Here is a 13,508-nt window from a genome sequence, read left to right as displayed (position 1 = left end):
GATGAGGCCCGCCGGATGTCAGGGTGTCCGGCGGGCCGGGGGCGCTACGTCGCCGAACTGCGGCGCGCCGGGTTCCAGGGGAAGCCTGGTGGCGCGAGCGGTGAAGCTGATGGCGTGGTACCAACCGCACAGCATCAGCAGGTCCAGGAGCTGTTCGGGGCTGAACTCGGCGGCGAGCCGCTCCCACAGCGCATCGTCGATGTCCTGGTGGGTGTGCAGCGCATCGGTCGCCTCGATGAGGAGCCGGTCGCGGTCGGCCGTCCAGCAGGCGTCCGTGCTCGTCCCGTGAGTGAGGGAACCGACCTGGGCCGTGGTCAGTCCGGCGCGGGGTGCGAAGCGCGCGATGTGCACGCTCCACTCGTATTCGCATCCGCAGAGCGCGCAGGTGCGGTCGATGACGATCTCCCGGTCCCGCAGGCCGAGGCTGAGCTGCCGACTGAGCTGGTACGTGCCCCAGGCGTGGAGCGCCTCCGTCAGGCGCACATTGCGTGCATAGGTACGGAAGAGGCCGATCGGCTCCTCGCCGGGGGGCATCATGCGACGCAGGACCGGCGCGACCTCTGGCGGATAGGGCGAAGCGAGGGGAGGGATCCGGGCGGTCATGGGGTCATGCCATCCTTTCGCGCTTCGTTTTTAGAAGCATCGGCAGGGACGGTAGTGTTTCTGAAACCGAAGCGCAATCCCATGCGAAGAAGAACGGCGGGCGCAATGACGGCGGCTCCCACACCTCGGCGACCGGTCCGCGGAGCCTCCACGGGTCACCCTGTCATGGCTGCCCTTGACCTGTTCGGGCGCCGGTGGACCCTGCGCATCCTGTGGGAACTGCGGGGCCAGGCCCTTGGCTTCCGGCCGCTGCAGCAACGGTGCGGCGGAATGTCGTCCAGTGTGCTGCAGCAGCGCCTCACCGAACTGCAGGAATCGCTCCTCGTGGAGCGCGATGCCCAGGAGGGCTACCGGCTGACACCCCTCGGCAAAGGTGCCTGCGACGAACTTCAGGGCCTGCACCGTTGGTCCGAACGCTGGGCCGCGGAGCTCGACCGGGCGGCGTCCGACGGGCCGGAGGCGAAACCGTAGCTGTGACCGCGGCGGCGCGGTGGCCGTGAGCAACCGCGTGGTCCGCTGTGGCCCGTGCCGGAGGTCGTTCGGACGTCGTTCGGAGGTTGTCCGGGGGCGTGTTCCCGGCCGAATCGGTGATCGTCCGCTACCTCTTGAGGGGTCACGCCGCCGACAGGGCAAGAGTGAACTTCCTTTCTCCGTACCGTGGTTCTGCCGTGGCGAACCGACCCGTCGTGCCGCCCGCCCGCGCCTCGAACATGTCGGCCCGGGGGCTGGATCCGCGTCGTGACCTGCGGCCACGGCTCGGACTTCGGTAGGCGTCGCCGGCGCCCAAGGGGCGGCCCGGCCCGCCCCAATGCGGCGTCGGCCGACGCAATCACCGTCCAGGGCTCGGGTGTTGAGCGCCCGCTGACCCGGAGGGTGGAACTCCGATTTCGGCAGGCGGGCGGTGTTTTGCGCCAGTTCTGTCACAGCCTCTTGTCGGAATGGCAAACACTGTGCAGGGATACCCCAGTTTTCCTTGAAATCCTGTGGCGCGCGTTTCATTATTTCGGTGACTCCCTTTTGGAGCAGGGGCATTGAGTCCCCTTGCCGAGTGTCGGGGAGTCCAGGATCCGGGGGGAGATCTGTTCAATGGCGCTCCGTGCGCATTCTCTGCCTGCGACACGGCATGTGATCGCGGCGGTCGCACCTTCGGCCCTGATGGCGTTCGCGTCCATCGCCCGCTGCTGCTTCGCGGGCGGCGCAGAGATTCCCGGCTCACGGGGATCGAGTAGGTCCGGGGCAATTCACTCAGGAAGGGCTCGACAACTGTTATGACGAACGAACACGAGGATCAGGTGCGGGGTGGGGGTCCCAGGGGCCGGACGCCCGAGGATGCTCCCGCCGCCGAGTTTTCCGCGGCGACGATCGGGGCGGTGGATCCGCGTTACGGGGATCTGGTGCGCGGGATGAATCAGCGCTGGGTGGGGCGGCCGGAATTCGTACGAGTGGTCGATTCCACTCGGCAGGTTCAGACTGTGGTGCAAGAGGCGGTCCGGGCCGGCAAGAAACTGACGGTCCGCGGTGGCGGGCACTGCTATGAAAACTTCGTCTTCAACGCCGAGACCCAGATAGTGCTCGACATGTCGGAGATGACATCGGTCTACTACGACGACCGGTTCTCCGCATTCGCGGTGGAGGCGGGCGCGACGCTGCTCGATGTCTATGAGCGCCTGTACAAGGTGTGGGGTGTCACCCTCCCCGGCGGTATGTGTTACTCGGTGGGCGTGGGCGGCCATGTCAGCGGCGGCGGATGGGGCATGCTCGCCCGCCGCGACGGCCTGATCATCGATCACCTCTACGCGGTCGAGGTCGTGGTGGTCGATGACCACGGCACCGCGCGTACGGTGGTCGCCACCCGCGAGGAGTCCGACCCCAACCGGGAACTGTGGTGGGCCCACACCGGGGCCGGCGGTGGAAACTTCGGCGTCATTACCCGGTATTGGTTCCGCTCCCCGCGGGCCACCGGCCGCCGTCCGGAACAGGCGCTCATCAAGCCGCCGAGCGAGGTGCTGATCAGCGCCATTGCCTGGCCCTGGGAGGACGTGGCCAAGGAAGCGTTCATCCGCCTCACCCGGAATTACTCGGCCTGGCACACTGCGGACGAGAACTCCGAACCGGGCAGTGCCTACAGCGGGCTGATGAGTTCGCTTCTGCTCAATCACAAGTCGAACGGCCAGATCGCACTGGTGTCCCAGATGGATGCCACCACTCCGAATGCGGAGAAGCTGCTCGAGGCCTATATCGCCGCCGTTACCGAGGGCGTCGATATCGAGCACCAGCCCGTCACCAACACGATGGGCGAGCACAAGCCGATGCCGGAGTACCACAAACCGCAGCGGCTTCCGTGGCTGCAGGCCACACGGTTCTTCGGCACCACCACCAACTTCCTGGTCGACCCGACGCTGCGCGCGGACTACAAGTCGGCCTACAACAAGAAGAATGTGACCGACACCCAGATCGAGGCGATGTACGAGCACCTGGCTCATACCGATCTCGAAATCCCGCACGCGATGGTGCAGTTCAGTTCCTTCGGCTGCGCGGTGAACAGCGTGAAGCCGGGGGACACCGCGAGCGTGCACCGCGATTCACGCTTCAAGCTGCTTTACCAGACGTACTGGAATAACCCGGCCGACGACGATGTGAACATCTCGTGGCTGCGGTCCTTCTACGAGGACGTTTACCAGAAGACGGGTGGCGTTCCGGTCCTCGACGAGACCACCGACGGCTGCTACATCAACTACGCCGACATCGATCTCAACGACCCGAAGCACAACACGTCCGGAGTGCCGTGGCACACCCTGTATTTCGGGGACAACTATTCCCGCATGCAGCAGGTCAAGGCGAAGTACGACCCGGGCAACCACTTCAACCACGGCCAGTCGGTGCGTCTGCCGTAACAGGCGCGCGGTAACGGGCCCAGCAGCACCGCGATGCCGTGCCGGTGATGTCATGCCGGCGATGCTGTCCCGGTGACGCCGTCCCACCCGGAGCTGGTTGCCCCGGGTGGGCCGGCAGAGGGACCGCGGTGAGAAGGCTCAGGCGCCGAAGCCGCCGTCGATGTCCAGGCTCGCGCCGGTGACAAAAGCGGACTCGGGGCCGGCGAGGTACGAGACCATCGCCGCTATCTCATCGGACCGGCCGAACCGGTCCAGGGCCATCCAGCTGAGCATGCTGCTGGACATGGGACCATCCGCCGGGTTGGCGTCCGTGTCGGTCGGGCCGGGCTGGACGTTGTTGACGGTGATACCGCGCGGACCCAGCTCCCGCGACAGGCCGCGGGTCAGGCCGGCCACCGCCGCCTTGGTCATGCCGTAGACGGAACCGCCGGGGAAGGGAATCCGGTCGGCGTTGATGCTGCCGATCGTGATGATGCGGCCCCCGTCGGGGAGATGCCGGAGCGCCTCCCGGATCCCGACGACCACACCACGGATGTTCACATCGATCATCGTGTCGATGGCGTCGATGGGCAGATCCTGAACGGGCCCGAAGGTGCCGCCACCGGCGTTGTTCACCAGGATGTCCAGGCTGCCCAGGACCCGCACCGTCTCATCGACGGCCGCGGCGATGTCCTCGTCCTTGGCGCTGTCGGCCTGAATGGCGTGGGCGCGTCCGCCCGCGGAGTGGATGCCGGCGACGACCTCCTCCGCGCGGTCCTTGGAGTGGGAGTAGGTCAGTGCCACGGCGGCGCCGTCGGCCGCCAGGCGCTGCGCAATCGCCGCCCCGATGCCGCGGGATGCCCCGGTGACCAGGGCGACCTTGCCGTTGAGGGTGTCTGTCACGTTGTGCGTCCTCTCACAGGTATATCGATTTCTTTGATGGTGCGATGTGTTGGGCGGGGGTTCGTGGGGCGGCGGTGGTTCCGCGCGCCGGGGCGGTTCAGGTTTCCGCCGGGGTGCCGCCGCGCTCGGCGGACGGCAGGAAGAGCGCGACTACCGCTCCGACCACGCAGAGGCCCAGCGTCCACCAGAAGGCTGCGCCGAACGCCTCGGTGATCGGCCCGGCCAGATGGGGCGAGGAGACGACCGACGCGGCGGAACCGTTCGGGCCCAGACGGTCGGTGAGCTGCTGCTGTACGACGACGGCGAGCAGGGCCGTGCCGACCGAGCCGCCCAGCTGGATGGAGGCGATCAGGGCGCTGCTGGCCCGGCCGGTGTTCTCCGGGGCGATGCTGGTGAAGCCCGTCGACAGCGCCGGGGCGAGCGTCGTGCCCAGACCGACGCCTCGTACGAGGAGCGCGACGACGAGCAGTGCGGTGTCATGGGCGGGGTCGAACTGGGTGTAGGCAAGCGTGCTGATCGCCGCGAGGGCCATGCCGGCGAGTACGACGGCGCGGGGGCCGAAGCGGGCGACGAGACGTCCCACGGCGGGCAGGATCAGGACCGTGCCGACGCCCTGCGGCGCGAGCAGCAGACCCGAGGTCCAGGCGTCGAAGCCGCCGCCCTGCTGGAAGAAGAGCGGCAGCAGGAACATCATTCCGTAGACCGAGGCCCCGAACAGGAACGAGCCCAGGGCGGCGGCGGTGAACCGGCCGGTGGCGAACAGCCGCACATCGATGAGCGGTACGCCCCGCATCCGGAGCGCGTGCACCACATACGCGATCAGCAGGACCGCGCCGACGCCGAACGAGACCAGGACGACCGGGGCGCCGATGCCTCCGCCGGTGGCCAGCTGGGAGAAGCCGAGCAGCAGTCCCGCGAGGGCCGCGGGCAGCAGCGCCAGGCCGGTCACGTCGAGCCGGGAGACGCCCCGTTGCTCGCGAGGCGGGTCGGTGGGCAGGATGCGCTGGGCCAGCACCGCGCACAGCAGGCCGAGCGGGACGTTGAACCAGAACAGCCAGCGCCAGTCCAGGTTGTCCATCAGCACGCCGCCGACCATCGGACCGAAGACCGGGGCGAGCGTGATGGGGATCTGGACCATGCTCAGCACGGTGGTGGCGCGCTTCGGTCCGGCCGCACGGGCCAGCATCGTGAGCATGATCGGCTCGAACATGGCGCCGCCGATGCCCTGGACGACCCGGGCGCCGATCAGCGCGCCGACGCTGGTGGCGACGGCGGCCAGGACACAGCCGATGAGATAGACGACGATGGAGGCCTGCCAGAGGGTCTTCTCCCCGAAGCGGTCCATCGCCCAGCCGGCGATCGGGATGGCGACGGCGATCGCCAGCAGATAGGCGGTGCTCACCCACTGCACGGTGGACAGCGGCACCGTGAACACCTCGGCGAGGCGCCCCATGCCCACCGACACGATGGTGGTGCTGAGGAGGGCGATGACGGCGCCCAGGGACAACGTCGAGCCGATGGGCAGCAGGCGCTGCTCGCCCTGCTCGCCTCCCTCGGAGGGTGCCCCGGCGCCCGGGGCGTTGTCGACATCCGGCGGGTGTGCCGCCGCGGTCTCTTCCATCGTTACCTTTCGTGCGGTCATTGCGTTCCGTACCGCGCTGTTCGTGAGCGGCGCGCGGGCCGGCGGGGGTGAGGGGTTCGGTGGGCGTCCGCCGGCCGGTGGGCCGCTGGTGCCGGCGGGCGCGATGGGGTCAGTTGGCGGGCTCTTCGCCCGGCTCCCAGCGGTGGCGGGCGCCTATCTCTGCGATGCCCTCGAAGTGCTCCGCGGGCCACGGCTGGGGCTGCACGCCGGGCCGGGCCGGATCGCCGGCCTCCAGGAAGAACCTGTCGAATCCGGCGGGGGTGAACAGAAAGACCATCTTGGCCGCATGCAGGCCGCGGTTCTTGAACCGGTGGGTCACCCCGCGCGGGATGAAGACGAAGTCCCCCTGCCGGATGGTGAACGTACGCTCCCCGTCGAGGACCTCGAGCTCACCGGAGAGCACGTAGTACGCCTCGTCCTCACCGCGGTGGATATGGGCGTCGGGGCCGCAGCCGGGCGGCACGGAGGCCTCGACGAAGGCCAGTCGCCCACCGGTGTTCTCATGGCTCGCCTTGATGGTGTACGTGTTGCCGTCGACCCAGACGGTCGGCCCGTCCCCGGCGGGGACATGGAGCACGCGGTGGAGGCGCTCCGCGTCGTCGTCCTTCTTTCCATCGGACATCGTTGCCTCGGTCATGGGGTCTCCAGAACGGGTGAGTACGGGAACGGAGTCGGTACGACGCGGAGCGTCCGGTTCAGTGGCATGCAATGGGGAAACACCGCCGGTTCCGGAACGGTTGCATCCCGGGCCGAAAGGCGGCCCGGGATGCGTTGATGGATTCAGATGGCGAGGGAGCCGTCGCGGCCGAGAAGCCGGACGACGGCACGGTCGGCGACCTGCCGCTGCGTGGCGCCGGCGGTCAGCCCACGCCGGTCGGCGAGCGGGTCGAGCCGCCCCAGCAGCCGCAACGCCCCGCCGGCCGGATCGACCTCGACGAGGTCCCGGGTGCACAGCCAGCCGCCCGGGTCGCGCCCGCCGTCCGCGAGGAACCGCGCCGGAGGCTCCTCCGGCGCGAGATACGGCGAGTCCGGCAGCCGCACCTGAAGCTCCCCGGAGACCAGCCGGACCCGGACGCCGGGCGCCGGCACGCCGACCGTCCCCGGCCCGTGCGCCCCGGCCGCGTCGACCGCGATGATGCCGGTCTCGGTCGTGCCGTACGCCTGGCCGATCCGCACGCCGAAACGCTCGGCGAAGCGCGCGGGCACCTGCCGCTCCAGCGTGTCCCCCGCGGATATCACCGCCCGTAGCCGGGGCAGGGACGGCGGCGCGCCGTCGTGGTGCGCAAGGGCCGCGAAGTGCCCCGGCGCCCCGAGGACCGCGTCGACCTGATGCGTCCGGCAGGCGTCGAGCACCGCCCGGGGCCCGGTGTCCCGGGCGAAGACCGTGACCGCGCCGGTGTTCATGGCGTGCAGCAGCCCGCCGATGAGGCCGAAGGAGTGTTCCGGCGGCGCCAGCAGCAGCGCCTTCTCGCCGCCGTGGGGCATCCCGCCGATCGCACGGAAGCGCCCGAGTTCCGTGGTGAGGGACTCGGGCGTACGGCCGATCGCCTTCGCGATGCCGGTGCTGCCGGAGGTGAACTGGACCAGGCAGTGCGGGGTCTCGGCCGGGCGGCCGCCGACCAGCCGGCGGACCAGGACCTCGCACTCGTCGTGGAAGGTCCCGGCCGCCCACCCCGGGGCGTCGAAGGAGAGGTGGTACTGCGGCCGGCAGCGGTCCAGAAGGGTGCCCAGCTCCCGGCCGCGCAGGCCCGGCCCCATCAGCATCACCTGGGCGCCGCACGACCACAGCGCGAGCAGGGCCCACATCTGTGTGAAGCTGCGGGCACCCTGGAGGGCGACGGTGTTGCCCGCCCCGATGCCGTACGACCTCAGGGTATGACGTAATGACGTGACCTGGGCGCGCAGTTGGCCGTAGGTGACCGTGCTGCGGGCGAGCGCCCAGGGGGCGTCGGGCGGCCGCCTCTCCAGCAGCCCGGCGCCCCACCAGCCGGTGTCCCGACGGGAAGTGAGGGACACCGTGGCTCAGCCTTCCCGCTCGCGCCGCAGCTCCAGGCGCTCGTAGCCCGCGTGCCAGGGGCGGCGGCGTTCCACGGCGGCGCAGGCGGCGACGACATGCGGCTCGTCGAAGCGCCGGGCGGCGACCTGGAGGCCGATCGGGAGCCCGGCCGGGGTGAAGCCGGCGGGAACCGTGGCGGCGGGGCTGCCGATGAAGTTGTACAGACCCGTCAGACACCATCCGACCAGCGGATTGACGCTCTGACCCGCGACCTGGGAGGGGCCCACGGTGGTGCGGTCGGCGGCGTTGGGTATCCGTGCCACCGACGTCACCGGGCTCACGATGAGGTCGTACTCGTCGAAGACGTCCTCCAGCGAGTCGAGGAGTTCGCTGCGCAGCACGTCCTCGAGGCGGTAGTCGACGGCCGAGGGACGCTCGCCCATCTCCAGGAGTTCCAGATAGGTGGGCGCGATGCGGTCGCGGTGGGCGAGGACGTCCACGCCGGCGCGCCGCATACGGGTGATGAACTCCACCTGGCGGACGGCCTGCATGCGCCGCCACAGCGCGGTGAACTCCTGGTGGGGACGCGGGAGTTTGATGTCGACCTCGACGACGTCGGCGCCGTCGTCGATGAGCGCCCCGAGCGATTCCCGTACGACCGCGGCCACATCGGGTTCGACGGGGAAGCCGCCGAGGTCGGGGGAGTAGGCGACGCGCAGGCCGGTCAGCGGGCGGCGCAGCGCGTCCGTGAGGCGCTCGGGTGCGGCCGGCAGCGAGTAGGGGTCCCGGGGGTGCGGACCGGCCATCACCTCGAACATCAGCACCCCGTCCTCGACGGTGCGGGTGACCGGGCCGTAGCACACCATGGGGTTGAGCAGGCCGAACGCGTTGGGCCGCACCACGGTGGGCACCCGTCCGAAGGTGCCCATCAGGGCGAACACCCCGCACAGGGAGCCCGGGACGCGCAGCGAGCCGCCCGCGTCGGACCCCTGGGCGATGGGCACCAGGCCTTCGGCGACGGCCGCGGCGGCGCCGCCGGAGGACCCGCCCGCGTTGGCGGTCAGGTCGAAGGGCGTGCTGGTGGGCCCGAACAGGAAGTTGTCGGTGATGGCCTTGTGGCCGAATTCCGGGGTGTTCGTCTTGCCGACGACGATGGCCCCGGCCTGCTGGAGCCGTTCGGCGCTCACGCCGTTCGCCTCGGGCACGGTGTCCTGGAAGGCGTACGACGCCTGGGTGGTGCGGATTCCCGCCACCGGGTCGAGGTCCTTGATCCCTATGGGCAGACCGTGCAGCGGCGGCAGCGGACCGCCGGCGAGCACCTCGCGCTCGGCGCGGCGGGCGGCGTCCAGGGCCTCGTCGGCGCAGACCGTGACAAAGGCGTTGACGGCGGGGTTACGGCGTTCGATGCGGTCGAGGCAGGCCTGGACCAGTTCGACCGGGGACAGTTCACGGCGGCGGATCATTTCGGCCAGGCGGGCCGCCGGCTGATAGGCGAGTTCATCCATGGTGCGACTTCCCTCTACTTCGCGCGCGGCCGGCCCGGGCGCCCCGTACGGGACCTGGGAGTCGGCCCGTACAGTGGGCGCCCGAGCCGGCGCGCTGGCCTACTTCTCGACGCAGAACTCGCCAACCGGCCAGCCGACATGGCGCTGGTCGGTGGCGAGGTAGCCCATGAGCTTCTCGCCCTTCTTGAGCTCGGTGACGTTGCGCACCGCGTCCCCGGGGCCGAGGACCCGTACGTGCCAGTCGTCCTGGACGGCGAGGCTCACCAGGGTGCCGTCCTCGGCACGGGTCTTGATGGTCAGCAGCGGGCGCGATTCGAGCTTGACGCGGCCGACCACGACGCGGCGGGTGCGTCCGGTGGTGCTGACGGCCAGGACGGTGTCGCCGGCGCCGAGTTCGCTCAGGTAGTTGGTGCGGTTGTCGGTGCCGAGCACATACGACTGCAGGGCACCGGCGTTGACGCGGAACGGCCGGGTCGGCATGTAGGGCAGCGGATGCGTCTCACTGGAGCACAGGATGAACCCGTGGGAGTACGAGCCGACCAGGATGCCCTCGTCCTTGTGCAGATAGCTGCAGGTGTCGACGCACACCCGGTCGCCGAGCCCGCTGTGCTCGATGGACTCCACCGTCAGCTCGGTGAGCTGCAGCGCCGGGGTGTCGGTCTGGAGGAGCTCGGCGAGCTCCAGCACCTCGGCGACGGAGGTCGGCGCGAGGAGGATGCCCTCCGAGCCCTTCTCCAGCACATCGAGGATGATCTTCGCTTCCTCGAGGGAGTCCGCCCGGCAGATCAGCTGGCCAGGGGCCTTGTCGGCCGCGGCGATCACGATCTCGAGCGGGATCTTGGTGGGGTCCTTGAAGGTGACCGCGGTGTACGGCAGGGCCCGTGCGGCCGAGCACGCCAGGGTGAGCGAGGCGTCGTCGTCGACCGGCACGTGGGCGGCGACGGAGTCCTGGCCCTCCAGGGCACGGCCCTGCAGCACGGCGAGGCCGTTGACGTCGGTGACGTCGGTGAGCAGTACGTCGTAGCCGTCCCAGTCCGCGGCGGCCCCGTCGCCGGGCCCCTTGGCGACCAGTACCTTGCGCACGGTCGGGGGGAGGGTGGCCAGGATCTCCGGTCCGTCGTCGACGATGCCGTCGATCCGGGCGTGCACGGCCGCCTCGACCAGCGCCTTGCGCTGCTCGGCGGAAACGGAACGAATGTCAATCCAGGCGAACTTCACATCGCACCTGCCAGTTCGGGTAGGGAGGTTGAATTCGGGGCGGTTTCCGGTCGTGGTTCGTGGACGGCGGCGGCCAGCGTGCGCACCGCCTCCGCCGGGTCGGGACTGAGGAACACCCGGCGGCCGACCGCGAGTCCGCGGCAGCCGGCGTTCATCGCGAAGTGCGCGAAATCGGTGAGGCCGCGGCCGTCGCCCGACCCGCCGGCCACCACGACCGGGACGGGGGTCTTGGCGACGATGCCTGCCATGTCCTCCGCCGAGCCCGCGGCGACGGTCTTCACCAGGTCGGCGCCGAGGTCGACGGCGATGCTCACCACATGCGCGAGGAGCGCGGGGTCGCGGGGGTCCTCGATGCGCGGTCCGCGTGCGTACATCATCGCCAGCAGCGGCATACCCCACCGTTCGCAGCCCGCCGCGATCGCGCCGAGGTCTTCGAGCTGGCGTTTCTCGGTGTCCGAGCCGATGTTGATATGCACGCTGACCGCGTCCGCCCCGGCGCGTACGGCCTCCTCGACGCCGCCGACGAGGACCTTGGCGTCGCCGTCGGGTGCGTGGGGAGTACTGGCGCTGAGGTGGACGATCAGGGCGGCACCGTTCAGCAGGCCCGGTTCGATGGTGCGGGCGCGCCCCTTGTGCACGACGATGGCGTCGGCACCGGCGGTCACGACGTCACCGACGATCCGGCTGAACCCCGCGGCGTCGGCAATGGGACCGTCGGCCACGGAATGGTCCATGGGTACGATGAGAAATTTTCCGTCGCCGGGCCTGGAAAGCCGGGTAAGGCGCAGCGATTTTCCGCTCAGGGGTAGTAGGGGCACAGCACCCTCCGTAAGCACGGGTGATACGGGAACCGTCAGTCGAAACTGCGGATTGATAAAGACCCGGAGAATGATGAACTCTTGGGTAACGGGCCGACCCAGGCCGGGTGAAAGACTTTTGGAGCGCTCCGGCTTCAGCCCGTGTACGTTCCCGCCGGATACAGATTCTTAAGGCCCGGCGGCGCCCTGAGCAACATCCTCGGGGCTCCGGCGCCGAATGGAGAAGAAGTTGGCGGCTACAGCGGTACTTCGTCGGCCGGGTGAGGTCAATTTCCCCGAGAACGCAACTGAGTTGCGCTCTTCGGTGTTCTGCGGGTGACAGTGCCTGCAGGGGCACCGCGCCGTAGAGGAGGGGCCGATGAGGAAGGACACGCCGCCACGCATCGCTGTGGTCGGAGGAGGGCTGGCGGGTCTGACGCTCGCGCTCGCGCTGCACCGGGCCGGGCTGGAGTGCCAGGTGTATGAGCAGGCGCCCCGGTTGGGGGAGGTGGGCGCGGGTCTGCAGCTGGCGCCGAGTGCGACCAGGCTGCTGCACCGTCTTGGGCTGGAGTCCGCGCTGCGGTCGTCGGCGGTGATACCCGAGGCCATGGAGTTCCGTCGCTGGGCGGACAGCTCGGTGATCAGCCGTGGGCTCCTGGGGGAGTACTGCGAGAAGCGGTACGGCGCGCCGTACTACTCGATGCACCGCGCCGATCTGCACCGGGCGCTTGTCGATGCGCTGCCGCCGGGCATGGTGCGGCTGAACGCCCGGTGCACCATGGCCGAAGAGGGCGCGGACGAGGTCGTGCTGCGGTTCGCGGACGGCTCGGAGGCCGTGGCGGACGCCGTCGTCGGCGCGGACGGCATCCATTCCGTGCTGCGTCAGGCCCTGGTGGCCGACCGGCCGCGGTTCTCCGGCCAGTCCGTCTACCGGGGGCTGGTCGACAGCCGGCGGATACCCGCCCTGGTGGCGGAGCCGCGGGTGCAGTTGTGGCTGGGGCCGGGGCGGCACTTCGTCTGCTATCCGGTCTCGGGCGGACGGCTGGTCAACTTCGTGGCGACGCTGCCCACCAGCGCTTCCGAGGACGAGTCATGGTCGCGCCGGGGACGGGCGGCGGACGTGGCCGCGGCCTACGAGGGGTGGTGCGAGGACGTCACTTCGGTCATCGCCGCGGCGGATCAGGTGAGCCTGTGGGCGCTGCACGACCGCGACCCGATCGAGCGGTGGAGCACCGGCCGCGTCACGCTGCTGGGCGACTCGGCGCATCCGATGCTGCCGTTCCTGGGTCAGGGCGCCAACCAGGCCATCGAGGACGCGGTGGCGCTGGCGGCCTGTCTGCGCGACGCCGCGCCCGGGGACCTCCCCGCGGCGCTGCAGCGCTATGAGTCGCTGCGCCGACCGCGGACCTCGCTGGTGCAGGAGCGTTCCCGGGGCAACAGCACGGCGTTCCATCTGGCGGACGGCGAAGCGCAGCGCGAGCGCGACGCGGCCATGGGCACTCCCGCGCCGGAGCGGCAGGACTGGCTCCATGGCTACGACGTCGAGGACTCGCTGGAGAGTCATCAGCCGGTCTGACACCCGGCGCGATCTCCCGGCCCCCGGACGGCACCTGGCCTCCGGGGGCCGGGCTTTCTACGGGGCCGCCGCCCGAATCCCCTAACTGAGCCCCGTGGAATGTGGCCGGAATCCACCCGATCCACCGACGACCTCCGAGGTCATCCGGAAAGCCTTTTCCGTGGTGTTTCCTGAGGTCGGATCCCGCATGCCGTTCCGCCGATCTCTGCCGTCAATTCTCCGCCCTACCCCTATGGAACACCGCAGAGCTCCGGAAGGTTGCGGAAGGCCCGCTTCAGGAACGGCATTCGAGTCAAACCACCCGACCTGATCATTTCTCCGATCCGGGCAGTTCTCGGCCCGTTACGTGGTCAGCGGGCCGTCTACCTGCATCTACGCTGCCCCTGCTTACCACC

The 13,508-nt window shown here is 69.9% G+C and carries 11 protein-coding genes; 3 read left to right on the top strand and 8 right to left on the bottom strand.

Annotation, left to right across the window (positions count from 1 at the left end; translation table 11 throughout):
- Nucleotides 1-18: 18 nt before the first annotated feature.
- Entirely contained in the window at nucleotides 19-603 is a 585-nt protein-coding gene (locus tag ACIRPT_RS20810) for a carboxymuconolactone decarboxylase family protein (protein ID WP_403828997.1), read from the bottom strand.
- A 165-nt stretch (nucleotides 604-768) separates the two neighbouring features.
- Here ACIRPT_RS20810 and ACIRPT_RS20805 point away from each other — a divergent pair, with 165 nt between their 5' ends.
- On the top strand, nucleotides 769-1,074 hold the full coding sequence (locus tag ACIRPT_RS20805; protein WP_403828994.1) for a winged helix-turn-helix transcriptional regulator: 306 nt from the start codon (nucleotides 769-771) through the stop codon (nucleotides 1,072-1,074).
- A 797-nt stretch (nucleotides 1,075-1,871) separates the two neighbouring features.
- Nucleotides 1,872-3,497 (top strand): FAD-binding oxidoreductase, encoded by a 1,626-nt coding sequence (locus ACIRPT_RS20800; protein WP_403828991.1) that lies wholly within the window; start codon nucleotides 1,872-1,874, stop codon nucleotides 3,495-3,497.
- Nucleotides 3,498-3,635: 138 nt separating this feature from the next.
- Here the strand turns inward: ACIRPT_RS20800 and ACIRPT_RS20795 are convergent, their stop codons facing one another.
- From ACIRPT_RS20795 to ACIRPT_RS20765, 7 genes are all read right to left on the bottom strand, one after another.
- Entirely contained in the window at nucleotides 3,636-4,379 is a 744-nt protein-coding gene (locus tag ACIRPT_RS20795) for an SDR family oxidoreductase (protein ID WP_403508220.1), read from the bottom strand.
- Between the two features lie 97 nt (nucleotides 4,380-4,476).
- Nucleotides 4,477-6,021, bottom strand: a complete 1,545-nt coding sequence (locus tag ACIRPT_RS20790; RefSeq protein WP_403828988.1) for an MDR family MFS transporter — start codon at nucleotides 6,019-6,021, stop codon at nucleotides 4,477-4,479.
- Between the two features lie 109 nt (nucleotides 6,022-6,130).
- Nucleotides 6,131-6,658, bottom strand: a complete 528-nt coding sequence (locus tag ACIRPT_RS20785; protein WP_403828986.1) for a cupin domain-containing protein — start codon at nucleotides 6,656-6,658, stop codon at nucleotides 6,131-6,133.
- Between the two features lie 143 nt (nucleotides 6,659-6,801).
- Nucleotides 6,802-8,037 (bottom strand): class I adenylate-forming enzyme family protein, encoded by a 1,236-nt coding sequence (locus ACIRPT_RS20780; RefSeq protein WP_403828984.1) that lies wholly within the window; start codon nucleotides 8,035-8,037, stop codon nucleotides 6,802-6,804.
- A 6-nt stretch (nucleotides 8,038-8,043) separates the two neighbouring features.
- Nucleotides 8,044-9,522 carry an amidase gene (locus ACIRPT_RS20775; protein ID WP_403828982.1) on the bottom strand — a complete coding sequence of 493 codons (1,479 nt, stop codon included), beginning with the start codon at nucleotides 9,520-9,522 and terminating at the stop codon, nucleotides 8,044-8,046.
- A 99-nt stretch (nucleotides 9,523-9,621) separates the two neighbouring features.
- Nucleotides 9,622-10,740 carry a 3-dehydroquinate synthase II family protein gene (locus tag ACIRPT_RS20770; RefSeq protein ID WP_403828980.1) on the bottom strand — a complete coding sequence of 373 codons (1,119 nt, stop codon included), beginning with the start codon at nucleotides 10,738-10,740 and terminating at the stop codon, nucleotides 9,622-9,624.
- The gene (locus tag ACIRPT_RS20765) at nucleotides 10,737-11,558 is read right to left on the bottom strand and encodes a 2-amino-3,7-dideoxy-D-threo-hept-6-ulosonate synthase (protein WP_403508208.1); all 822 of its coding nucleotides are present in this window, start codon (nucleotides 11,556-11,558) and stop codon (nucleotides 10,737-10,739) included. Before ACIRPT_RS20765 ends, ACIRPT_RS20770 begins: the two co-directional genes overlap by 4 nt.
- Nucleotides 11,559-11,916: 358 nt before the next feature.
- Here ACIRPT_RS20765 and ACIRPT_RS20760 point away from each other — a divergent pair, with 358 nt between their 5' ends.
- Nucleotides 11,917-13,113 (top strand): FAD-dependent monooxygenase, encoded by a 1,197-nt coding sequence (locus ACIRPT_RS20760; RefSeq protein WP_403828977.1) that lies wholly within the window; start codon nucleotides 11,917-11,919, stop codon nucleotides 13,111-13,113.
- Nucleotides 13,114-13,508: the final 395 nt, after the last annotated feature.

It is taken from the genome of Streptomyces sp. NPDC101227 (assembly GCF_044767545.1).
Taxonomy (GTDB): domain Bacteria; phylum Actinomycetota; class Actinomycetes; order Streptomycetales; family Streptomycetaceae; genus Streptomyces.
Note: the sequence above shows the minus strand (reverse complement) of the source record. Positions and strands in the feature narration are given on the sequence as shown.